The organism is Rhizobium sp. Root1220, assembly GCF_001426265.1.
Classification (GTDB): Bacteria; Pseudomonadota; Alphaproteobacteria; order Rhizobiales; family Rhizobiaceae; genus Rhizobium.
The window spans coordinates 242,844-266,009 of the sequence record NZ_LMDG01000012.1 but is presented as its reverse complement, the minus strand read 5'-3'; the positions used below and the strand labels follow the sequence as shown (position 1 = coordinate 266,009).

Sequence of the window (23,166 nt, the reverse complement as noted above, 5' to 3'; positions counted from 1 at the left end):
TGCGCTCGAGCCTGACCCAAAATCACCGCATTTCATGTCACGCTTGCGAATCAGACAGAGTTTGCCAGAAAGCACCTCGATACGCGACGCCGCCTTGTCACGCGGACTTTCTCAGGAAATGATTTGCGTTGGCGGACCCGGAATGGCAAGCGGCCAAAGGCATCAGGGAACCATGCGCATGCGAATGTCCACAAGTCATTACGGTCTTTGCGCCGCAATTGCGGTCTTTTTCATGGTGGATACAGCCCAGAGCTGGGCCGCCGGCGCGTTGCCGCCTTACAAGGACGAACTGTTTTCCACACAAAATGTGCTGGAGACCGGCCAAGATGGTGCCTTCGAGATCATCGAGTATGACGAGATGCGCGACATCAACGGCCGCGACCAAATCCCGCAAAAGCGCGCCCAGCGAAATTATGTGTCGCTGGGCGTCCGCAAGGTTCAGGCCGACGAAGCTCTGTCGCTGGACGGCCGAAAGCTTGATGTCACCAGGACGGGACCTTCCACGGGAGCTCGATTTACTGTCATCTTCATCCATGGACGCGACGGTGATCGGCGCCTGGGCGCCAACGACTATACCTTCGGCGGAAACTTTAACCGCCTTAAAAACCTGGTTGCGGGCAATGGCGGTGTCTACTACTCGCCAACAATCAAGACCCTTGACAGCGACAGCGTCGCCGTCGTTGCCGGCCTGATCCGCCATGCGAGCAGGCAATCCTCCGGCAATCCCGTGATCCTCGCCTGTGCGTCCATGGGCAGCCAGATCTGCTGGGGTATCAGCCGTGATCCCGCCAGCGTTGAACGCCTGGGGGGCATGGTCATCATGAGCGGCGTGACCGATCCGGACTTCGCCAAAAGCGCGTTCTACAAGGCGAAGCTTCCACTTTGGTTCGCGCACGGAAGCCGCGATCCGGTTTACCCGGCAGCCGACCAGCAGGCGCTTTTCGAGAAATTGTCCAAGGCGAAGTACCCGACGCATTTCACGCTTTATCAAACTGGCAACCACGGAACGCCGATCCGGATGATCGACTGGCGCAAGGCGCTAAACTGGATCCTCGCCTCCTGACCTTCCGAGACGGAAGGAGCATCTTCATCGGCGAGCTTAAACATTCAGTAGTGCAGAGATCCGACATCAGACTTTAGGCAACACAACCTCCAAATTTTAAGCATTTGCGCGACAAGTCGCCGTTATTTCCCTTGCGTAGGGGTCGAAAACCTTTCCTTCCCCGTATGCTTTTGCTAAGGCCGCTGGATACAGAAAATTGGGAAGGCTGGCATGACCCCTGACGTACGCCCGCTCGTTGCGGGAAACTGGAAAATGAATGGCACTCGTGCCTCGCTTGACCAGATAAAAGCGATAGCCGAAGGCGTCTCGGGTCCGCTTTCAGCAAAGGTTGAGGCGCTGATTTGCCCGCCGGCAACATTGCTCTACGTCGCCACAGCTCTTTGCACGGATAGTGCTTTGGCGATCGGCGCACAGGATTGCCACCAGAATCCTTCCGGCGCTCACACCGGTGATATTTCCGCCGAGATGATCGCCGATTGTTTCGGGACCCACGTCATCGTTGGACACTCCGAACGCCGGACCGACCATGCCGAGACGGACCATTTGGTCCGCGCCAAGGCGGAGGCGGCTTCCGCGGCCGACCTCACAGCCATCGTCTGCATCGGCGAAACCGCGGACGAACGCCGGGCGGGCCAGACGCTCGATATCATCAAGCGGCAGCTCTCGGCCTCCGTGCCGGAAAGTGCGACGCCTGAAAATACGGTGATTGCCTACGAGCCGGTCTGGGCTATCGGCACAGGCTTGACGCCGACCGTACAGGATGTCGAGAAGGCCCACGCCTTCATGCGTTCGGAACTTGTCGCTCGCTTCGGCGAGAACGGCAAGAAGATCCGCATTCTCTACGGCGGATCAGTCAAGCCGAGCAACGCGAGAGAGCTGATGGGCGTCGCCAATGTCGACGGTGCATTGATCGGCGGTGCGAGCTTGAATGCGACCGATTTCCTCGCCATCTACGGCGCATACGAAGCGCTGCTTGCTTAGAGCCGTGTATATTCCAGACTGAAGGGCTTGGAATAGCGGACCACCTCATGTAAAGAGCGCCAGAATTTTACTTTATGCCCGCTTCGCGTGGCAGGACTGGACCCATGCAGACCGTATTGATTGTCATTCATCTCATGATCGTGCTGGCGCTTGTCGGCGTCGTGCTAATCCAGCGCTCGGAAGGCGGCGGTCTCGGCATCGGCGGCGGCTCGGGCTTCATGTCCGCCCGCGGCACGGCCAATGCGCTTACCCGCACGACCGCGATCCTTGCGACGCTGTTCTTCATCACCTCGCTCGGCCTTGGCATCCTCAACCGCTATGAAAGCCGTCCGACGGATATCCTGAACCGCATTCCGGCAACGAGCGGCCAGGGCAAGGGCATTCTCGATTCGCTCGGCGGCCAGAACGGCGCAGCCGCTCCGGCAGCACCGGCCCAGCCAGGCAACGGCGTCCCGACAGGCGGCGAGGCCGCTCCTGCTCCCGCAGCACCGGCTGCAACGCCCTCGACCCCGCCAGCTGCTCCGGCCACTCAGACTGCTCCGGCTGCACCGCAGGCGACCACACCAGCTGCTCCGTCCCAATCGCCCGCGACCGTGCCTAGCGGACAGTAAGCGGCAGCAGACATACACCGCCGGCAGGCTCTCGGGTCTGCCGGTTTTCTTTTGTTCAGATTTCGCGCTGGCGCCAAAAATTCAGGAAATGAATTTTTGGGCTGGTGGAATCGTTTTTGAAAAGGTATCCGGTGACTCCCATGGCGCGATACGTATTCATCACTGGCGGCGTGGTTTCCTCTCTCGGTAAAGGAATTGCGGCCGCAGCTCTCGGAGCGTTGCTGCAGGCCCGTGGTTATCGGGTGCGGCTCCGCAAGCTCGACCCTTATCTGAACGTGGATCCGGGCACCATGAGCCCGACCCAGCACGGCGAGGTCTTTGTGACCGACGATGGTGCAGAGACCGACCTCGATCTTGGCCACTACGAGCGCTTCACTGGGCGCTCGGCGACCAAGACCGACAACATCACCACTGGCCGCATCTACAAGAACATCATCGACAAGGAACGCCGCGGCGACTATCTCGGCGCCACCGTTCAGGTCATTCCGCACGTCACCAACGAGATCAAGGATTTCGTCACTGAAGGCAATGACGACTATGACTTCGTCATCTGCGAGATCGGCGGTACGGTCGGCGACATCGAGGCGATGCCGTTCATGGAAGCGATCCGGCAGGTCAAGAACGATCTGCCGCGTGGTACGGCGATCTTCGTTCACCTGACGCTGATGCCTTACATTCCGGCTGCCGGCGAACTGAAGACCAAGCCGACGCAGCATTCCGTCAAGGAACTGCAGGCGCTCGGAATTCATCCCGATATCCTGCTTGTTCGGGCCGACCGGGAAATTCCAGAAGCCGAACGCCGCAAGCTTTCGTTGTTCTGCAACGTTCGTCCGTCCGCCGTCATCCAGGCGCTCGACGTTGCCAATATCTACGACGTGCCGATCGCCTATCACAAGGAAGGCCTCGACAACGAAGTCCTCGCTGCCTTCGGCATCGAGCCAGCTCCCAAGCCCCGTCTGGATGCGTGGGACGATGTGTGCAATCGCATCCGCACGCCGGAGGGCGAAGTTACGATCGCAATCGTCGGCAAGTACACCGGTCTCAAGGATGCGTACAAGTCGCTGATCGAGGCACTGCATCACGGCGGCATCGCCAATCGCGTCAAGGTCAATCTCGAATGGATCGAATCGGAGGTCTTCGAAAAGGAAGACCCGGCGCCGTACCTTGAAAAGGTGCACGGCATCCTCGTTCCAGGCGGCTTCGGCGAGCGCGGTTCGGAAGGCAAGATCCATGCGGCGCGTTTTGCGCGTGAGCGCAAGGTGCCGTATTTCGGCATCTGCTTCGGTATGCAGATGGCAGTCATCGAGGCTGCCCGCAATCTGGCTGGAGTCGAGCAGGCATCGTCGACGGAGTTCGGCCCGACCAAGGAGCCGGTTGTCGGCCTGATGACCGAGTGGATCAAAGGCAACGAACTGCAGAAGCGCAACGCGGCGGGCGATCTCGGTGGCACCATGCGCCTCGGCGCCTACAAGGCTTCGCTGAAGAAGGGCACAAAGATCTCCGACATCTACGGATCGACGGATATCTCCGAGCGCCATCGCCACCGCTATGAAGTCAATATCGACTACAAGGACAAGCTCGAAAACTGCGGCCTTGTCTTCTCCGGTATGTCGCCCGATGGCGTTCTGCCTGAGACTGTCGAATATCCGGATCATCCCTGGTTCATCGGTGTCCAGTACCATCCGGAACTGAAGAGCCGACCGCTCGACCCGCATCCGCTGTTTGCAAGCTTCATCGAAGCGGCGACGGAGCAGAGCCGACTGGTCTAACCCGTACCGGCTTCGGATCTTGCAATGAGTTACCCCCGCAGCCGAGCGTTGCGGGTTTTTATTGCCACCGGAACCCTTCAGCGTGGCTGTCGTCGACCGACCTCGAATGCTGTGCGCTTCGGTATGCCCCCACGGAAGTAGGCCGCCGCAACGCTGTCGTTGAGAGCCCGATCTCCTGCAACCGCGATTCAGCCTACGGCCTTGCGCTTTTGCATACCGGGCCTGCGGCGGATTGCCGTTGACGTTTTGGCATACTTGCTGCAGCAATCAGCGTATGGTGGCTGTTTCGTGAGCGAAAAACAGCGTCCAGATCGGTATCATCAGTCGGGAGCAGATATGGTTATGGTGACCAAGAGGCTTATCGCCCTTTCGGTGGGTATCGCTGCGGCATACTTTTCAGTCGCTGACACGGCCGTCGCTCAATCCGGCGGCTGCCTTTTGCAGCGTATCGCTGGAACAACGCGTCAGGTGATGCGCTGCGCCGACGGCGTAACGATCACAGCGGAAGGCGGCGCGCGATTCAACATCGTGGATAGCAATCGTGACGGGCGCCCTGATGCTGTTTCGTTGCGCAACAGGGCGGTGCTTGTCGATGTCGATCGGACGCGACGCACCGAGGGCTTTCGCGTTGTTACTCCGCAGGCCATCGCCGCGGTGCGCGGCACGCGTTGGGCTGTCGACGTCAAGAACGGCACGACGTCCGTCTTCGTCGTGCGCGGGCGGGTTGCCGTCGGTCGCACCGCATCACGGCCTACCGTGGTCCTGTCGGTCGGTGAGGGCGTCGATGTGGTGCAGGGTAGTAGCGAGCCATTGACGGTGCGCCGTTGGCCGCCCGCGCGCGCAGCGGCGCTGCTTGCCCGTCTCGGCCAGTAGCCCCGGATGACGACCAGACAGTTTGTCATCACTGTGGCGCTGCTTCTGTCCGCTGCATGGGGCGGATTTCTCGGTTATCTCAATCTGGACAGCAATACCGGCTTCCTGGAGCGCATCGAGGCGTCGTTCACGGATCTTAGAAGCACGGTCATCGGCACCAGAGAGCCGCCGCCCGTTGTCAGCATCGTGGCCATCGATGACCGGACGGCTGTCGAAAACGGTTATCCGCTGAGCCGTGCATCCCTTGCTCGCCTGGTGGCCGCGGTCAATGCCTTAAGACCGAAGGTCGTGGCCCTCGACCTCCTGCTGGTCGATCCCGGACCGGAGGAGGGCGATGCGGCGCTCGTGGCGGCGTTGCAGCAGGTTCCAAGTGTGATTGCCGCAGCAGGCGTGTTTCCCGAGAGCATGGAAACCGCCTCGAGCGACGGCGACGATCCGTTGGCGGCAATCCCCATCGCCAGCGAGATGCTCCTGCCGCTCCGTCGCTTTTCCGACGTCGCCGCGACGGGCGTGGTCAATGTTACAACCGACGAGACCGGCATCCCACGGTTCATTCCGCTGATTTCCCGCGGGTCTGATCGGGTGGACGCATCGCTGCCGCTTCGCGCTGCGTCGTTGGCACTTGGCATCAACCCGGCGTTCGAGCCGGATGAGGTGACCCTCGGGGACCGCCACCTGCCAACGGATAACGGACAGCGGCTTCCGCTGACCTTCTATGGTCCACGCGGCACCATCCCGACATTCAGCGCCGCGGATGTACTTCATGGAAAGCTGCCCCCCGAAGCCATCAAAGACGGAATAGTCGTGATCGGCTCTACCGTAACCGGAGGCGGCGACGTCTTTCCGACGCCCTTCGATCCCGTATTACCCGGCGTGGAGGTCATGTCGACAGCAATCGCCCATCTGATTGCGGGCGACGGGATCATCAGGGATCGCAATGTCCGATTGGTAGACGCGCTGGTCGCCGTCGTGCTGCCTCTCCTTCTTGTCGGCCTTCTGGCATGGCGGCGGAGTGCCATCGGCTACGCAATCATCGCCGCCGTGACGCTCGTATGGGCCGCCCTGAATGTTGCGGCCTTTGCCCATGGCTATTGGTTCAGCGCGGCCCTCCCCATAGCAGCAGCCCTGCCGTCTGTGCTTCTCTTCGGTGCGACCGAACTCTGGATCGATCGACGCAAGGCGTCGCATTTCGCAGCCCAGAGCGATCTGCTCCAACGCATCGAAGCACCGGGCCTCGGGGAGTGGTTGGCCCGTGACCCCGATTTCCTGGCGGAACCCGTTCGGCAGGATGCGGCGGTTGTATTCATCGACCTCTCCGGTTTTACGGGACTGAGCGAGGCAATCGGCGCAACCGATATCCGGGAAGTACTCAGCGGTTTTTTCGAACTGGTCGACGAAGAAGCCCGGTTCCACGGCGGTGCAATCACCAGCTTCATGGGCGACGGGGCGATGATTCTTTTTGGCCTCCCGAAGCCGGCCGCCGACGATGCTGCGCGTGCCGCCGCCTGTGCAGTCCGGCTGTGCGAACGCATGCGACCCTGGATCGCGGACCAGGCTGGACTGAACGGTCGAGAGATCGGCTTCAAGATCGGTGCGCACTGCGGCCCGATTGTCGCTTCGCGTCTTGGCACCGGAAGTCGCCAACAAATCACCGCAACCGGCGATACAGTCAACGTTGCCAGCAGATTGATGGAGGTCGCGGCTGCACAGGGAGCCGAACTCGCGCTGAGCTCGGCTCTGGTCAACGCGGCTGGTCCGGAAAGTAGTCCTCTGCAGTCCGGTCATTTGGAAGGTCCGTTGGAAACGCCGATCCGTGGCAGGACGGAAAGCGTCGCCGTCTGGCTGTGGCACGGACATCCGCTTTGACATTTGCCGCCTGACCAAGTAGGAACGGCACAACATTTCAGCCGGCAGGTTCCGGCCACGGCGCAACATGCGCGTGCAAATTCCGAAAGACAGACAAGATGACAGATCTCAACGGCGTCGTACCGGCGATCGCCAAGGCGTTGGCAAAGCGCGGTTATTCCGAGCTGACCCCGGTTCAAAAATCGATGCTCGATCCGGCGCTCGCCGCCTCGGACGCGCTCGTTTCGGCTCAGACCGGCTCCGGCAAGACCGTCGCGTTCGGCTTGGCGCTGGCACCGACGTTGCTTGAGGGCGAGGATCGTTTCCCTCCGGCCGCCGAACCGCTGGCATTGGTGATCGCGCCGACGCGCGAACTGGCGCTGCAGGTCAAACGCGAGCTGGAGTGGCTCTACGAAATGACCGGTGCAGTGATCGTCAGTTGCGTCGGCGGCATGGATATCCGCAGCGAGCGCCGTGCGCTGGAGCGCGGAGCCCACATCGTCGTCGGTACGCCGGGTCGTCTGTGCGACCACATTCGCCGCAGGGCGCTCAACATGTCGGTGCTGAAGGCCGTCGTGCTCGATGAGGCCGACGAGATGCTCGACCTCGGCTTCCGCGAAGACCTCGAGTTCATTCTCGAAGCATCGCCGGATGATCGCCGGACGCTCATGTTTTCTGCGACGGTTCCCGCGGCCATCGCCAAGCTTGCGAAAAGCTATCAACGCAACGCTGTGCGCATTGCTACCAAGGCGGAAGAGAAGCAGCACATCGACATCGAATATCGAGCGCTTGTCGTCGCCCCTAGCGATCGCGAGAACGCGATCATCAACGTGCTGCGCTACTACGAAGCAACCAACGCGATCGTCTTCTGTTCGACGCGTGCGGCCGTCAATCATCTGACGGCTCGGTTTCACAATCGCAATTTCAATGTCGTAGCCCTGTCCGGCGAGTTGACGCAGAACGAGCGCAGCCATGCGCTACAGGCGATGCGCGACGGGCGCGCCCGGGTCTGCATCGCAACGGACGTAGCGGCTCGCGGCATCGACCTGCCCGGCCTTGACCTCGTCATCCACGCTGACCTTCCGACCAATTCGGATACATTGCTTCATCGCAGCGGGAGAACAGGTCGTGCCGGCCGCAAGGGCGTCAGTGCGCTGATCGTGCCTCTCAATGCTCGGCGCAAGGCCGAGCGTCTGCTGGATAATGCCGGGATCTCGGCCTCCTGGGGCCGCCCGCCGTCTGCCGAAGAGGTCAGTTCACGCGACGAGGAACGGCTGATCGCCGATCCGATTTTCCATCAGGTTCCCGATGAGGACGAGCACGAACTCGTCAAGCGGCTGCTCGCCGCGCACGGGGCCGAGAAGCTCGCCAATGCCTTCGTCAGCCTCTACCGGTCGAACCAGTCAGCTCCGGAAGACCTGATTGAAATCTCTTTCCAGGACGATGGTAACCGCAAGCGCCGCGAAAATACCGATGGTCCGCGCGAACCCAGCCAGAAGGGGCCACGTGATGATTTCGGCGCCAGCGTCTGGTTCTCGGTTTCGGTCGGCCGCAAGCAGAACGCCGAACCGCGTTGGCTGATTCCGATGCTTTGCCGCAATGGCAACGTGACCAAGCGCGAGATCGGTGCGATCAAGATGCAGCAGGACGAGACTTTCGTGGAGATCGCCGCCGATAGCGCCGGCACGTTCCTGCAGTCGATAGGTCCGAACAAGGCCTTGGAGCGCGGCATCCGTGTTACGCAGCTTGACGGCACGCCGGATTTCAACAGGCCGGCAGCATCCAAGCCTTATGCCGGCAAGAAGAATTTCGACGACCGTCGCGATGATCGTCCGAAGGACGGCTACAAGAAAACCGACCGTCGCGATGCAGCGCCCGCGCATGGAGCCAATGACGAACGGCGCGACAGCAAGCCTTGGACAAAGAAGCCGGGTAAGCCGAAGTTCGAAGGCAAGCCGGGCAATGGCGGCCCAAAGCCGAAGTTTCCGAAAAAGAAGGGCTGACCGAGCGGTCCGCCGATAGAACGAGGCGTTCGATGACAGATGCAGCGATCCTGGCCGTGCCAGTCTTCAGCACGCTTTGCAACGAAGCCTTCAGGCTACGGCGCGCCATCTTCGTCAGCGAACAGAATGTTCCTGCCGACGAAGAGTTCGACGCCGATGACCTCGCCGCGCATCACGTCGTCGCTTTGGCCGACGGCGAGGTGCGCGGGACCTTGCGTGTCATCCATGCCGACGAGCATGTGAAGATCGGCCGCGTCGCGGTCGATGCTGCCTGCCGCGGGCACGGAATTGCCAGTGCTATGATCGACTTCGCGATGAAGAAACACCGTTCGGTGTGCGACAACCGGTTCTATTTGACAGCTCAAAGCGACAAGGTAGCGCTCTACGAACGCTTCGGCTTCACCGCGTACGGTGAAGAGTTTCCGGATGGCGGTATGCCTCATAGGGCAATGAAGAACTATTGAGCGCGAGCATCGCGGGGCAAAGGCCGTGAGACGGCAGTTCCTTGGTAGCGGTGGCGCACAGAGCGGTGAATTGCCGGTCAAGGACACGTGCGCATTCATTGTCGCCAATCTTCGACTACAACCAGCGCCGGGCCTGCCTAGCATCCTCCTATACATTGCCCATCCCGGCAGCGGTCTTTCGCGCCTCGGCGCCGGCAAGTCCAACGACCCGCCGCCGTACTGGGCCTACGGCTGGGCCGGGGGCACCGTGCTAGCACACCATATTCTCAAGCATCCGGATATCGTTCGCGGTCGGCGCGTTCTCGATCTCGGAGCAGGCTCCGGGGTGGTGGCGATATCAGCCGCGAGATGCGGCGCTGCCGGAGTGACGGCCGCAGACATCGACGAGAACGCCATTTCAGCGGTTGCGCTCAACGCAGAGGCAAACCGTGTGGCCGTCGAGACTTTGCATGACGATTTGTTGCTCGGACCGCCTCCCGCGGTTGACATCATCCTTGCCGGTGACCTCTTCTATGATCAGGCTCTTGCCGAAAGAGCGCTGCCTTTCCTCGCTGCGTGCCGCACGGTTGGTATCGACGTGCTTATCGGAGATCCGCGCAGAGCGACTTTGCCAGAGAGCCGACTGCGGCTCATCGCCGAATACATGGTTCCGGATTTCGGAAACGCTCTGGAAGGCAGAATCGTGCTCGGCGGTGTGTTCACGATCGCGGACTGATCAACAGCAGGCAGATGCCGATTGCTGCAGCTCGGTCAGAATCTCCATTGCAAGTTCAGCCTTGTCCGACGGCACGAAAATGTGGTCGTGGTGATAGGCCGCCACCATGTTGCAGGGAATGCCGTAAGCACTCAGTGCACTCGCAACTGCAGCTGTAAGACCAACGCCCTCAAGCGACGAGAAGACTTCCAGAACGATGCGACGCATCGGCATGTCACAGGCGAAACCAAAGTCAGCGGCGAGAGTTCGCGCGAGAATGAGCGAAACGCCTTCCTTCTCGCGAAACCACGCCAGTGCTCCACCACAAGCGCGGCCCGCAATGTTTTCGTCAGTGGTGGTGCAGTAGATAAATTCTCCGTCCGCGAGCATTGGGGTCATACCGGAAAGCATGGCGCCGATTTCGCGAGCGACTTGGGGCGACGTTGTCATCCGAGCCTCCCTTAATAGGCTTCAACAAGCATGGGGCAGATCGCGGCCTGCTTCAGCCGATCAGGTCCGGTCGGAGCATCATGACGGGGCAGGGGCTGCCCGCCAGCAGTTCCGGGGCCTGTGGCGGTCGCACGATCAGACAGTCGGCGTTGGCGAATGTCTTCATCATTGACGAATCCTGCTTTTCGAACGGTTCGGCTTGCAGAGTTCCCGAAAATGATGGCACCAGGCGCGCCCGAACGTAGTCCTGCCGATGATCGTTGCCACGAAGCGTCACCGCGGCCTCGACCGTCGCCGCTCGCTTGACCGGCGGCAAGGAGGCAAGTTTGCGGATTAGCGGCTCGAGGAAAAGCAGCCCGCATACGAGCGACGAAACCGGGTTTCCCGGAAGACCGAGGACATGGATGTCTCCGAATCTACCCACCATCAGCGGCTTTCCCGGGCGCATGGCGATCCGCCAGAAATCCAGTTCCATACCAGACGCCAGCAGCGTCGCCTGTACGAGGTCGTGATCGCCGACCGAAGCACCGCCGAGCGTAACGATGATATCGGCCTTTGCGTCCCTGGCACGATCGACGGCGGCGCTGATTGCAGCCTTGTCGTCGGGAACAATGCCGAGATCAAGGACTTCGGCGCCGGCCGTGCGGGAGAGGGCGGCAACACCGAATGTGCTGGAGGCAATAATCTGCGCAGGTCCAGGCACACTCCCTGGAGGGAGCAGTTCATCGCCCGTGGCAAGAAGGGCCACGCGTGGCTTGCGTAGCACGCTCATCGTCGCATGGTTCATGCCGGCAGCCACCGTCAGACGGGAGAAGTCCAGAACCGATCCCGCGCTCAGCACCATCTCGCCTTCCACGAAATCCTGACCGCGGGGGCGGACATGCTGGCTTTGACGCACAGGGAACGCCGTCCGGATGCCGCCGTCGGTTTTCGTCGCGTCTTCCTGAAGCAATACACTGTCTGCGCCCGTCGGAACCGGTGCGCCGGTAAAGATGCGAACGGTCTCGCCCTTGCCGACAACACCTTCGAAGGCGTGACCGGCCGAGGACGTGCCGATGAGCTTCAATTCGGCGCCTGGGTCTGGCGCATCCTCGCGTCGCAGCGCATACCCATCCATAGCGGAAGCATCAAAGGGTGGCTGCGTCAGCCTGGCAGACAAATCCGCAGCCAGAACACGGCCTTCAGCCTCGGATATGCCAACGATCTGCGATACCTCGACCGGCCGGGCTTTTGAAAGCAACCGCTCTTGAGCATCCACGACAGACAGCATGTTCATTCCGAATGCTCCGCCCGCCGGAAATCGCCAGATTTTCCACCTGATTTTTCCAACAGTCGGATGCCGCCGATCTCCATGCCCTTGTCCGCGGCCTTGGCCATGTCGTAAATCGTGAGGCATGCAACCGAAACGGCTGTCAGTGCTTCCATTTCGACGCCAGTCTTGCCGCTGAGCTTGGCGGTCGCCGTCACGCTAAGTCCGGGCAGGGCGTCATCCTCGGTGATCTCGACAGAAACCTTGGTCAGCATCAGCGGATGGCACAGCGGAATGAGACTACTGGTCTGTTTCGCCGCCATGATACCTGCGAGACGAGCAGTCCCGATGACGTCGCCTTTCTTCGCGTTGCCACGGCGGATCAACTCGAGGGTCGCATGCGCCATCTTCACATGGCCTTCGGCAGTGGCAATGCGCATCGTCTCGGTCTTGTCACTGACATCGACCATGTGCGCCTCGCCAGACACACCGATATGCGTGAGACCGGGTCCCGCAGTACTCATGTCATTCGGCCGCCAGTGCGGCGTCACCGAAAAGCAGCGCCCGGGTTGCGGCCGTCACATCGTCCTTGCGCATCAGGCTTTCGCCGACGAGGAACGTGTTGACGCCGGCAGCCTCCAGACGCCTGCAGTCGGCAGTGGTGAAAATGCCGCTCTCGCCAACGAGCAATCGGTCGTCCGGCACCATTTTCGAAAGCTGCTCGCTAACGGTGAGGCTCACTTCAAAAGTCCTGAGATTGCGGTTGTTGATGCCGACAAGCGGCGAGGAGAGCTTCAGCGCTCGCTCCATCTCCTCGGCATCGTGAACCTCCACGAGAACGTCCATGCCAAGCCCGAACGCTTCGTCCTGGAGGCGCTCGGCGTCGCTATCGGACAGCGAGGCCATGATCAGCAGGATGCAATCCGCACCCCAGGCGCGGGCCTCGTGCACCTGATAGGTGTCGAACATGAAATCCTTGCGCAACGCAGGCAGGTTGCATGCGGCACGTGCCGCGGTCAGGAACTCCGGCGCTCCCTGGAAGCTCGGCGTGTCGGTCAGCACGGAGAGACAGGCAGCGCCGCCGAGCTCGTAGGCCTTTGCCAGCGACGGCGGATCGAAATCCGGACGGATCAGACCCTTGGACGGGCTCGCCTTCTTGATCTCGGCTATCAGGCCATACTGGCCGGCATCACGCTTGGCGACCAGTGCATGGTAAAAGCCGCGTGGCGCAGACTGATCGGCCTGCATCGCCTTCAGATCGGACAGCGACACCTTAGCCTTGGCAGCAGCGATCTCTTCGAGCTTGTACAGTTCGATTTTCTTCAGGATATCGGTCATGGCTTCATCCTAGTCGATATCGTTCGAAACGGCGATGAGTTTGTCCAGAGCAGCAGCGGTCGCGCCGCTATCGAGCGATTCGGTCGCAAGTTTCATTCCGTCGCGGAGTACCTCGGCCTTGCCCGATATCACCAGCGAGGCTGCCGCGTTGGCGAGTGCGATGTCCCGGTAAGCGTTCCTGGCGCCGCTCAAGACCTTTCGAAGAGCAGCCGCGTTCACCACGCCGTCACCGCCCTTGATGGCTTCGAGCTGGCACGGTTCGACGCCGAAATCCGCGGGTGACAGCTCGAAGGTGCGGATCTTGCCGTTTTCCAGGGCCGCAACACTCGTCGTACCCGTCGTCGTGATTTCGTCGAGGCCGTTGCCATGAACAACCCAGACGCTCTCAGACCCCAGATCGCGCATGACTTCGGCGATCGGAACAACCCACTGCGGCGCATATACGCCCAGCAACTGGTAGCGGACGCCGGCGGGATTGGAGAGAGGGCCGAGAAGGTTGAAGATCGTGCGCGTGCCAAGCTCGACACGTGATGGGCCAACATGGCGCATGGCAGAGTGATGCTGCTGCGCAAACATGAACCCGACGCCGGCCTCGCGAATGCACCGGGAGATTATCGCTGGGCTTACGTCCAGCTTGACGCCCAAGGCGGCAAGACTGTCAGCTGCGCCGGATTTCGAACTCAGCGCCCGATTGCCGTGCTTCGCCACCGGCACGCCTGCTCCCGCGACGATCAGTGCCGCGAGGGTCGATATATTGTAGGTACCACTGGCGTCTCCGCCAGTGCCAACAATATCGATCGCATCGGCAGGCGCTTCGACGGTCAGCATCTTGGCACGCATGGTCGTCACGGCGCCAACGATCTCATCGACGGTTTCGCCGCGAACCCGCAACGCCATGAGGAAGCCGCCGATCTGAGAAGGGGTGGCCTGGCCCGACATCAGAATGTCGAAAGCTTCGCGGGCCTCCTCGCGGGTCAGCGGCTCGCGGCTCGCGGCTTTCGCCAGAAGCGGCTTCAGATCGGTCATGCGTTTTCGCTCCCTTAGCGGACGGCCGCCTGTTCGGCGAGCGGCTGGTTGATGGAGGCGCCATACTGCGTCTGCAGGAGGTTGACCATCTGATCGAGAATATCATCCCCAGCGGCATTGGCCATCGCGGTGATCTGCTGATCCTGGTTGTTCAGGACATCGCCGGTCGGCTCGGTGTTTACTTCGGTGACCTTCAGCAGGATCTGCGTCGTCGGATCCCCGCCGACAGCATTCGCGACGGTGTCGATGGGGCCGGAGAAAGCGGCCGTTACACCAGCTCGGCCAAGAACCACGTCCTCGGTTCCACGCGTGATGCCGGTCTTGTTTTCGACCGTGATACCAAGAGGTGCGGCGAGATCGGCGAGGGACGCCCCCTTCTTTGCCTGCTGCTTGAGTTCCTCGGCCTTCTTTGCCAGCTCCACCTTCTGCTGCTCAGCCGTCCAGTCGGCGACGGCCTTGTCATGAACTTCGGTGAGCGGGCGATCGCGCTCAGGCGTTACCTCACGAACGTCGAACCAAAGATAGCCGTCCGTGCCTATCGAAAGCGAAGGAGAGTCGGCGCCAGCGTCTGTCCGGAAGGCCGCAGCAAGGACCTGGTGCTTTGCCGGAATGTCCTTGATCTCGTTGCCGCTTTTGTCGATTCCCGTCGAGTCGACAGCGTCGATCAAAACGGCCTTGAGCTTCAACTGCGCCGCGATCTGTTCGAGCGTCGAGCCGGAGCTGCGCAGATCCTCGATCTGGTCGTGAATGTTGATGAGTTCCTGGGAGGCATTGGCGATGGCCAATTGCTTGCGGATCTCCTCCTTGACTTCGTCGAGACCCTTGGCGCTCTCAGGCTTGATATTGCTGATGCGCAGGATTACCGGTCCAAACGTACCATCAACGACCGGCGTCGTGCCGCCATTTCTGGAGACGGCGAACGCAGCGTCTGCGACGGACTGATCCGGAACCTTGTCTTTAGAGAACTCTCCGAGCAAAACGTCGCTTGCCGTCTTGCCCTGATCCGTGACCAGCTGATCGAAGGTCGTGCCAGTCTTCAGCGCCGTAGCGGCGGCATTTGCGAGATCCTTGCTCTGGAAAGTGAGCTGTTCGATCGTACGCGTTTCCGGCGTGCGATAGGTATCCTTGCGCTTGTCGAAGTCTTCGCGGATTTGCTCGTCCGTCACGGAGGCAACGTCGGCGATATCATCCGGCTGGAGCTTCAGATAGGCAATCTTGCGATATTCAGGCGCGCGATAGCGGGGCTTTGCGCCTTCGAACCACTTGGCCAGCACGTCTTCGGCCGGCGCCTTGATCGGCTCGATGTTCGCATTGGTCAACAACAGATAGTCAATTCCACGGGTTTCTTCGCGGTAGAGCTTAAGCGCATCGACCAGCGTCTTGGGGGCTGTAAAGCCATTCGACACGGCATCAACGATCTGGCTGCGTACGGCGACCTTGCTGCGCTCCTTGATATAATCGTCCTCGCGGATGCCGGCATTGCGCAGCCGTGAGGTGAAGAGCGTGCGGTCGAACTGGCCGTTTACGGCCTTGAACGCCGGATCGTCACCAATCAGCTGCGCGAGGCGGTCTTGCGACAGGCCGAGTTTCATGTCCTCTGCAAGCTGATCGAGTGCAGCCCCGGCAACCAGTTGCGATAATACCTGTTGTTCGACACCGAACGCGCGCGCCTGGTCTGGTGTCAGACGCATACCGACTTGCTGGCTGACATTGGCGACCTGCCGCTGATAGGCCAGCCGGAACTCGTTGACGTCAACCTGCTGATCGCCGACACTCACCACTGTGGTGCTGTTGGTGCCCGTCATCAGTGAATGGGACACGCCCCATATGCCAAATGAGGCAACAAGGAGCAGCATGAGGAGCTTGGCAGCCCAGGTCCGGGAAGCTCTTCGCAGAAGATCGAACATCGAAACGCAAACCTCGCATTATATATTCGCCCGTTCGCGGGCAAAGCATTTGACGTTCCTTAGAACAAAGCCGGCAGGAAATGAAGGCTTATCGCAGGAAAACCTTGGCACGATACCGGCAGGTGTTCCGAGAGTCCCGAATGCAACAAAAAAACCGCCGTTTCGGAACCTTTGGCACGGCTAGTTCGTTCAACAGCATCCAGAAAAAGAGGAGCAAAACATGGCCGATTTGAAAACCGCCTCCACCCAGTCCGCAACCGCGCGCGTGAAGGCGGACATCGCAGCAGACGATCTTTCCGCGCAGGTCGCAGCCTTGCGAGAGGATTTGGCGAGATTGTCCGAAAGCGTGGTCGCTTTGGGACAAGGTGCCAAGACCGCTGTTGCCGATGAAGCATCGGTCGTGACGGAACGCGTCCGCGACAAGGTACGGGAGGAACCGATCTTCGCGCTCGCGGTTACCGCGGGTGTTGCCTATCTTTTCGGATTGATGAGCCGCCGATAAAAAAACGGACAGTACATGACGAGGCCGGGCGCGGTGGCTCTCGGCTTTTCACGTTAAAAGGCGATTGATCGGGTCCCCGCTGTCTCTTGGCAAGCCAGACAACATCTGGAGAGGTCGACTTATCGCAGCCTGCCAAACCCGTCGCGTAAGCACAACCTGCGGACGTTTTATTAAAAAAAACTCGACGCTGTGTGGAGTAGGGATTGAGCGCTGACTTGACATAGTCGGACACGAAATAGACCGGCACGTCATTGAGCCAGCAAAAGCATCATGTCCAGCTTGCCCACTTGGTCCTCCGATTTGGAGATCGGTGCGCCTGATGCTCGCGATCAGAAAATGCGCAGACCCTCCTCGGGAAGGGTCTCATGCATACCAATTGCTATACGTTAATGTATGACAGTAATGTAAATACCATACCAATTTCTGTCACCTTTTGTGCCGGCTTTGTGTCTGCGAGACCTTCCCGACCAGCGGTTGATGCTCTTGCTCGTATGTTTTCGAGCGTGATTGCGTGTATTCATCACGCCTCCATCCGGCAGAGTGTCGTCAAAAAACCTCAACACAAACGAAAGTTCTGCATTCCTTCAGCATTTGCTTGCTCAACCTGCAATCTATGTCATGGTGGCTTCCTGCACATGAGGGGTACCCAGTCATGATTAATCTCCAATCAGTCCACAATGACACTGCCCATGATCAACGCCTGCTCGACTGCCGTGCGGACGTCGAGCCCGCACTTCATCAGATCATTCGGGAGGCACAGCTTAAGGGATGGGCGCCTGCGGAGGTGGCTATGGCAATTGCCGATGCTGCGGATGACTACATACTGTTGCTCGCCAACAAGAAGGCGACGGCTCATTGAGCAAAAACAGGGGACAATGAGTGATGAGATTCGACCTCCCCAGGATGCTGCGTTCCCGTCAGGTCGTCGCCCGGTTTTCGAACCCACCGAATCTATGATCCTGTGGTGAGAGCGTCGGGGTTCGAACCCGAGACCTACTGATTAAAAGTCAGTTGCTCTACCAGCTGAGCTACGCTCTCCCTGTTGCCGGAAACTCTGCCCGGCTGGAAGTTGGCGGAACATATGCAGGCGACCGATTGCGGTCAACCGAAAAAACATCGTTTCCTGCGAACCAGGCACATTTCTTGCGCCGATAGTCCACTGAAAACTCAAGCTTCCCGGCGGGGGACACTTGTTGCCGCTTTGGAACGTCAATGCTTGCCCTCTGATTTAGCGACCGCGCTCCATGTGTTGCTCGCGGTAGGTTACCTGCAGCGATATTTTCGACGCTGAGTCTCGTTGGCTTCACATGTCGTCTGGCTCGACCGATAAAAAGAAAAGCGCCACTAGGCGCTTGTCAAAGTTGGGGGATGAGAGATTGCGGAAGTAACGAGAACTTCTTCGGGACGGCTGACAATCTCATGTCCCAAATGCGCCACAGGACAAAATGTTCCACAAAAATATCGAACTGAATCAAGTATTTCTAAGGACCACATACAGCACTTCACAAACGCAAACTGCGCACTAGCTACCCTTTCATGGACAGGGAGATTTGCCATGACAAGCCTGATTGAGAATGCTTCAGCAACCCGAAAAGTTTTGCGTGGGCGTCCGTACAGCCTAAACGAATTCACCCGCAGATATCGGCTGGATGAAGGCGAGGCTAAGCGCCTCTATGAGAAGTTCGGACCATCTGCAACCGAACTTGATCTGCTAATGGCCGCTAAACGTCGGCCGCCCGTTTTGGCCGATTTTGACGCGTGACCGACTTTGATGCCATTCGAATCAGGTCTGGCGATATGTTCCTGAGCGCTGCGTGCTGGAACAAGGTGCGTGGCGGGTGCACACAGCGCGGAAGTCCAACATGCAGCTTTCGCACTGTTGTAATATGGCAATTCCTATCACCCGTTCCGCGACGCAGCGTCGGCCGGGATTGCGGCTTGCTCTGATGTCGCGATCGCACCGGTTGAGGGATTCGGTGCAGAAACCAATACGTGGAGCATGCGCTCGATCCCGAGCCCAGTATTGTCGTCTGCTTCCATTACCAATATTTCATTTCGGTTATGGTCCATTTTATGCCAATTCCGCCCTCTGCTAAGCGCCGGTTCAGGTTCGATATGCATCCTGGTTCAGTGGTGGCCGAATTGGCGGAAAATTGAGTGGGCCGGATGAACGACGTTATGAAGAAAAATGAAGCGAAAGCGGCGCCAGTCGGAAATCCCGATCTAGCCGCCATTCTCGCAGCGTCGAGAAAAACGACCAGAGGTCGCTGGCGTGGTCGCTTATTGGTGTTGCTCCTGCTGGCGCTGGCAGGTGGCTCGGCCGCGTATTTCTATTCAGGCCGAAGCGGCAGCCAGTATAGCTATACGACGCTGCCAGCCAAACGCGGGGATCTGACCGTGCTGGTTACGGCGACTGGTTCGGTTCAGCCGACCGAACAGGTGGACATTTCCAGCGAACTTTCTGGCACCGTGCGCGACGTGAACGTCGACTACAACAGCAATGTCAAATCGGGCGAGGTTCTGGCTGTACTCGACACCAACAAGCTGGAGGCGGACGTCAAGAATTCCCGGGCGAAATTAGCGTCGGCCGAGGCGAATGTCGTCAAGGCGACCGCCGACCTCGGATCGGCACAGAGTTCGTTCGAGCGCTTGCGCAATCTGGTCCAGAGCAATGTCTCCACTCAGCAGAGCCTTGAAGATGCCCGTTACAAATACGATTCCGCCGTGGCGGCAAAGCAGGTCAATGAAGCTGCCGTTCTCTCGGCCGAAGCCGACCTGCGCTTAGCCGAGGTCAATCTTGCTAAGGCGAAGATCGTCTCGCCGATCGACGGCGTCGTCCTGACACGGTCGGTCGATCCGGGCGCCACAGTGGCAGCGTCGCTTTCCGCTCCCGTTCTCTTCGTCATCGCCGGCGACCTGAAACAGATGGAATTGCAGGTAGACGTGGACGAAGCCGACGTTGGCCAGATCGCGGTTGGACAGAAGGCGACGTTTACGGTCGATGCTTACCCAAGTCGCACGTTCCCGGCTGAAATCAAACAGATACGCTTCGCCTCGGAAACCACCAACAATGTGGTAACCTACAAGGCGATCCTGTCGGTCACCAACGCAGACCTGCTGCTGCGTCCGGGTATGACCGCGACTGCCGATGTTACGGTCGAAGCCGTGACGGACACGCTCATGGTACCCAATGCCGCACTCCGATACTCCCCGCCCGCTGCGGAGTCGCCGCGCAATCGTGGACTTTTCGGCCTTTTGAGGCCACCACGAATGGGTCCGCGAACAGGCAGTAATCAGGGCAGTGCGCTGACCGGTGCTAGCCGGCGGATATGGGTGCTCAAAGCCAACAGACCGACACCGGTTATCGTCCAAGTCGGTTCATCTGACGGGCAATTTACCCAAGTCGTTTCCGGGGACCTTAAGGAAAACGACGCGGTGGTCACCGACGCAACGACGCAGACGAGATAGGCGGCAACAAGGTGACAGGCGCGCCACTCATCGAATTCAGGCAGGTGTCGAAGATCTACGGTCGAGGCGAGGCGGCAATCCGCGCCCTCGACGGCGTTGATCTCGCGATTCGGCAGCACGAGTTCGTAGCTATCATGGGTCCGTCAGGTTCCGGCAAGTCAACTGCCATGAACATCCTTGGCTGCCTCGACGTGCCTACAACTGGAGACTACCTGTTCGAGGGCCTTTCCACGCGGGGATTTGACCGCGGGCAGCTAACGCTGCTGCGTCGCCATATTCTCGGATTCGTGTTCCAGGGTTTCAATTTGCTACCACGCACCTCAGCCGTGGAGAATGTCGAGTTGCCGCTGGTCTATCGCGGCATGCACGCCGGCGAGCGTCGCCGAAAGGCCAAGGAGGCCCTGGGGCTCGTCGGCCTTTCCGGGCGCGAACACCACAAGACCCAGGAGCTATCCGGTGGTCAGCAGCAGCGCGTGGCGATTGCTCGGGCAATCGTTACCCAGCCCGCGCTGTTGCTCGCCGACGAACCGACCGGCAATCTCGATACCAGGACCAGCGTTGAGATCATGGACCTGATGACGCGACTGAACCGCGAGCAGGGCATCACAATCGTGATGGTCACCCACGAGCCCGACATCGCCAGCTATGCACAACGTCTGCTGCGCTTTATCGACGGGAAGCTCGAAAGGGAGGCCGAGCATAGCGGAGGGGCTGACCATGTTCGTTGAGACGCTCAAGCTTGCATTGCGTGCGATCAGCCGCAACATGCTTCGGTCGTTCCTCACGGTTCTCGGCGTCGTCATCGGCGTTGCGGCGGTCATCGCGCTGGTGACGATCGGCAACGGCACCACGGCCCAAGTCACATCGGAATTGTCGCGGCTCGGAACCAACATGCTGTTTGCACGTCCCGGTCAGTTCGGGCCCGGCCGAGCGAGTTCGGAAGCGAGGCGCTTTACCGTCAGGGATGTCGAAGCAATCCGCGATCAGGTCAGCGGCATTCGCGCGACCGCGCCACTCAACCAGACGACCGCAACGGCCATCTACGGCGGCCAGAGCCATTCGACAACGGTCATGGGCACGACGAACGACTATCTGGTCGCGCAGGATTGGGATATCGCGGTTGGGCGCGCTTTCGAGGCGGCCGAGGAGCGCGGGCGAGCGCGCTGCATTCTGGGCGAGACCGTCCGATCGCAACTCTTTGGCGCGGCCGATCCCACCGGTCAGCAGATCCGCGTCGGCAAGGTCTCCTGCAACGTGATCGGAGTGCTTGCCAAGCGCGGACAATCCGGAATGGGCAACGATCAGGACGATGTGGTCGTCATGCCCGTCAAGGTCTATCAGCGCCGTATCGGCGGCAGGGCTAATGCCAACGTGCAGATGATCGTTATTTCGGCGCGCGACGGTGTGGAAACGTCGAAGATTCAGGAGGAGGCGGAAAACCTGTTGCGAGAACGCCGCAAAATTGTGCCGGGCCGTGACGACGATTTCAGCGTCAACGATATGACCCAGATCGCCGAGGCGATGACCGGCACGACAATGTTGCTCACCAGTCTTCTCGGGGCCGTGGCGGCCATCAGCCTGCTGGTGGGCGGTATTGGCATCATGAACATCATGTTGGTGTCCGTGACCGAGCGCACGCGAGAAATCGGCATCAGGCTGGCGATCGGGGCGCTGGAGAGGCAGGTCCTGATGCAGTTTCTGGTCGAAGCGGTCGCTCTGTCGGTGTTCGGCGGTATTGCCGGCATCCTGCTTGGCCTAGGGCTGGGCTTCGGGGCGACGAGCCTGTTGAACGTTCCGTTCGTCGTCAGTCCGATGATGATCGGTGTGGCATTTGTCTTTTCGGCCGCGATCGGCATGATCTTCGGCTATTTCCCGGCGCGGCGAGCCGCACAGCTCAGTCCCATCGAGGCGCTGCGCCACGAATGAAGGCCGGGACATGCCCGGCCTTTTCGATCGTCGGTGCCGGTGCCTGCTATCCGATCTTCGGCAGTTCCGGACGGTTTTCCAGAGCCTTCTCGATGACGCCGACGACGCGCTCGCGCTCGGTGCCTGATAGCGGCAGGCGAGGGGAACGGACACGATCGTTCGACTGGATGGCATAGACCTCGGCGAGCTTGATGTTCTGAACCAGGAAGGTCGAGACATCGAGATCGAGGAGGGGGCGGAACCAGCGATAGATCGCACGAGCCTCATCGAGGCGACCGGCTGCGACGAGCTTGTAGATTGCCACCGTCTCTTTCGGGAAGGCGACGACCAGACCGGCGACCCATCCGTGCGCACCCATAAGCAGGCTCTCCAGGGCGAGATTGTCGACACCGGTGAAGACGTCGAAGCGATCGCCGAAGGTGTTGAAGACATCCGTGATGCGACGGATATCGTCGGTCGATTCCTTCATGGCGACGATGAGATCGTTCTTTGCCAGTTCTTCGAACATCGAAATCGAGACATCGACACCGTAAGCAATCGGATTGTTGTAGACCATGACAGGCAGACCGCCCGCAGCAGCAACAGTCTGAACATGTGTCAGCGTCTCTTCCGGGCTGGACTTGTAAGGCACACCCGGCAAAATCATGAAGCCGGCAGCGCCAGCCTTTGCCGCGGCCTTGGCGGCGGCTGCGCCGCGCCTCGTCGAACTCTCGCAGATCGTCATCAGGACGGGTTTGGAGCCGGCGGCGGAACGCGCAATTCTGAGGATTTCAAGCTTCTCGTCCGGCTCGAGCGTCATGTTCTCGCCGAGCGAGCCACAAACAATGATACCGTCCACACCCGCATCAATCTGCAGGCCGAAGCAGCGCTCCATCTCGGCAATGTCGAGATCGCCGCTGTCAGTGAATTTGGTCGTTACTGCCGGAAATACGCCGCGCCACATGATTGCCTCCTTGGCTGTGATATATCAGCACAGCTTGCCATCGAGCCCTCGCCA

At 60.0% G+C, this 23,166-nt stretch carries 22 protein-coding genes and 1 tRNA gene; 15 read left to right on the top strand and 8 right to left on the bottom strand.

Going from position 1 to position 23,166, the window contains the following annotated elements:
- The first annotated feature begins 178 nt into the window (after window positions 1–178).
- From ASC90_RS10605 to ASC90_RS10565, 9 genes are all read left to right on the top strand, one after another.
- Window positions 179–1,063 (top strand): phospholipase, encoded by an 885-nt coding sequence (locus ASC90_RS10605; protein ID WP_056540212.1) that lies wholly within the window; start codon window positions 179–181, stop codon window positions 1,061–1,063.
- Between the two features lie 210 nt (window positions 1,064–1,273).
- A complete protein-coding gene (gene tpiA, locus ASC90_RS10600) occupies window positions 1,274–2,044 on the top strand; it encodes a triose-phosphate isomerase (protein WP_056539395.1) in 771 nt (256 codons plus the stop codon).
- Between the two features lie 104 nt (window positions 2,045–2,148).
- The gene (gene secG / locus ASC90_RS10595) at window positions 2,149–2,655 is read left to right on the top strand and encodes a preprotein translocase subunit SecG (protein ID WP_056539392.1); all 507 of its coding nucleotides are present in this window, start codon (window positions 2,149–2,151) and stop codon (window positions 2,653–2,655) included.
- 140 nt (window positions 2,656–2,795) lie between these two features.
- Window positions 2,796–4,424 carry a CTP synthase gene (locus tag ASC90_RS10590; protein WP_056539389.1) on the top strand — a complete coding sequence of 543 codons (1,629 nt, stop codon included), beginning with the start codon at window positions 2,796–2,798 and terminating at the stop codon, window positions 4,422–4,424.
- Window positions 4,425–4,760: 336 nt separating this feature from the next.
- Window positions 4,761–5,297 carry a FecR domain-containing protein gene (locus tag ASC90_RS10585; protein WP_056539387.1) on the top strand — a complete coding sequence of 179 codons (537 nt, stop codon included), beginning with the start codon at window positions 4,761–4,763 and terminating at the stop codon, window positions 5,295–5,297.
- A 6-nt stretch (window positions 5,298–5,303) separates the two neighbouring features.
- Window positions 5,304–7,163 (top strand): adenylate/guanylate cyclase domain-containing protein, encoded by a 1,860-nt coding sequence (locus tag ASC90_RS10580; RefSeq protein ID WP_056539384.1) that lies wholly within the window; start codon window positions 5,304–5,306, stop codon window positions 7,161–7,163.
- 98 nt (window positions 7,164–7,261) lie between these two features.
- Window positions 7,262–9,145, top strand: coding sequence for a DEAD/DEAH box helicase (locus tag ASC90_RS10575; RefSeq protein ID WP_056539382.1), 1,884 nt, complete (start codon window positions 7,262–7,264; stop codon window positions 9,143–9,145).
- A 32-nt stretch (window positions 9,146–9,177) separates the two neighbouring features.
- Complete coding sequence (locus tag ASC90_RS10570) at window positions 9,178–9,609, top strand: GNAT family N-acetyltransferase (protein WP_056539379.1); 432 nt, start codon at window positions 9,178–9,180, stop codon at window positions 9,607–9,609.
- Window positions 9,610–9,634: 25 nt separating this feature from the next.
- Window positions 9,635–10,324, top strand: coding sequence for a 50S ribosomal protein L11 methyltransferase (locus ASC90_RS10565; protein ID WP_082519869.1), 690 nt, complete (start codon window positions 9,635–9,637; stop codon window positions 10,322–10,324).
- On the opposite strand, the gene ASC90_RS10560 is transcribed toward ASC90_RS10565, so the two are convergent.
- From ASC90_RS10560 to ASC90_RS10535, 6 genes are read right to left on the bottom strand one after another with little or no spacing between them, the layout of a single operon-like run.
- On the bottom strand, window positions 10,325–10,753 hold the full coding sequence (locus ASC90_RS10560; protein WP_056539376.1) for an ACT domain-containing protein: 429 nt from the start codon (window positions 10,751–10,753) through the stop codon (window positions 10,325–10,327). It lies immediately after the preceding gene.
- 52 nt (window positions 10,754–10,805) lie between these two features.
- A complete protein-coding gene (glp, locus tag ASC90_RS10555; protein WP_056539373.1) occupies window positions 10,806–12,029 on the bottom strand; it encodes a gephyrin-like molybdotransferase Glp in 1,224 nt (407 codons plus the stop codon).
- The gene (gene moaC / locus ASC90_RS10550) at window positions 12,026–12,526 is read right to left on the bottom strand and encodes a cyclic pyranopterin monophosphate synthase MoaC (RefSeq protein WP_056539370.1); all 501 of its coding nucleotides are present in this window, start codon (window positions 12,524–12,526) and stop codon (window positions 12,026–12,028) included. The genes glp and moaC overlap by 4 nt, the downstream gene beginning before the upstream one ends.
- A 1-nt stretch (window position 12,527) precedes the next feature.
- Window positions 12,528–13,340 (bottom strand): indole-3-glycerol phosphate synthase TrpC, encoded by an 813-nt coding sequence (gene trpC, locus ASC90_RS10545; RefSeq protein WP_056539367.1) that lies wholly within the window; start codon window positions 13,338–13,340, stop codon window positions 12,528–12,530.
- A 9-nt stretch (window positions 13,341–13,349) separates the two neighbouring features.
- Entirely contained in the window at window positions 13,350–14,366 is a 1,017-nt protein-coding gene (gene trpD / locus ASC90_RS10540) for an anthranilate phosphoribosyltransferase (RefSeq protein ID WP_056539365.1), read from the bottom strand.
- A gap of 14 nt (window positions 14,367–14,380) precedes the next feature.
- Window positions 14,381–16,273 (bottom strand): peptidylprolyl isomerase, encoded by a 1,893-nt coding sequence (locus ASC90_RS10535; protein ID WP_056539362.1) that lies wholly within the window; start codon window positions 16,271–16,273, stop codon window positions 14,381–14,383.
- A 220-nt stretch (window positions 16,274–16,493) separates the two neighbouring features.
- Here ASC90_RS10535 and ASC90_RS10530 point away from each other — a divergent pair, with 220 nt between their 5' ends.
- Together ASC90_RS10530 and ASC90_RS10525 are read left to right on the top strand one after the other, a co-directional pair.
- Window positions 16,494–16,775: a hypothetical protein gene (locus ASC90_RS10530; RefSeq protein ID WP_056539359.1), complete on the top strand. Its 282-nt coding sequence runs from the start codon at window positions 16,494–16,496 to the stop codon at window positions 16,773–16,775.
- A gap of 652 nt (window positions 16,776–17,427) precedes the next feature.
- Window positions 17,428–17,634, top strand: coding sequence for a hypothetical protein (locus ASC90_RS10525; protein WP_056539356.1), 207 nt, complete (start codon window positions 17,428–17,430; stop codon window positions 17,632–17,634).
- 103 nt (window positions 17,635–17,737) lie between these two features.
- Here ASC90_RS10525 and ASC90_RS10520 read toward each other — a convergent pair.
- Window positions 17,738–17,813 (bottom strand) — tRNA-Lys (locus ASC90_RS10520).
- A gap of 517 nt (window positions 17,814–18,330) precedes the next feature.
- On the opposite strand from ASC90_RS10520, the gene ASC90_RS10515 reads away from it, so the two are divergent.
- The 4 genes from ASC90_RS10515 to ASC90_RS10500 all read left to right on the top strand — a co-directional run bounded on the left by ASC90_RS10515 (window position 18,331) and on the right by ASC90_RS10500 (window position 22,169).
- Window positions 18,331–18,537 carry a hypothetical protein gene (locus tag ASC90_RS10515; RefSeq protein ID WP_056539353.1) on the top strand — a complete coding sequence of 69 codons (207 nt, stop codon included), beginning with the start codon at window positions 18,331–18,333 and terminating at the stop codon, window positions 18,535–18,537.
- Window positions 18,538–18,941: 404 nt separating this feature from the next.
- Entirely contained in the window at window positions 18,942–20,243 is a 1,302-nt protein-coding gene (locus ASC90_RS10510) for an efflux RND transporter periplasmic adaptor subunit (protein ID WP_056539350.1), read from the top strand.
- 11 nt (window positions 20,244–20,254) lie between these two features.
- The gene (locus tag ASC90_RS10505) at window positions 20,255–20,971 is read left to right on the top strand and encodes an ABC transporter ATP-binding protein (RefSeq protein WP_056539349.1); all 717 of its coding nucleotides are present in this window, start codon (window positions 20,255–20,257) and stop codon (window positions 20,969–20,971) included.
- Window positions 20,961–22,169 (top strand): ABC transporter permease, encoded by a 1,209-nt coding sequence (locus ASC90_RS10500; RefSeq protein ID WP_056539344.1) that lies wholly within the window; start codon window positions 20,961–20,963, stop codon window positions 22,167–22,169. Before ASC90_RS10505 ends, ASC90_RS10500 begins: the two co-directional genes overlap by 11 nt.
- 46 nt (window positions 22,170–22,215) lie before the next feature.
- On the opposite strand, the gene ASC90_RS10495 is transcribed toward ASC90_RS10500, so the two are convergent.
- On the bottom strand, window positions 22,216–23,112 hold the full coding sequence (locus tag ASC90_RS10495) for a dihydrodipicolinate synthase family protein (protein WP_056539341.1): 897 nt from the start codon (window positions 23,110–23,112) through the stop codon (window positions 22,216–22,218).
- Window positions 23,113–23,166 lie beyond the last annotated feature (54 nt).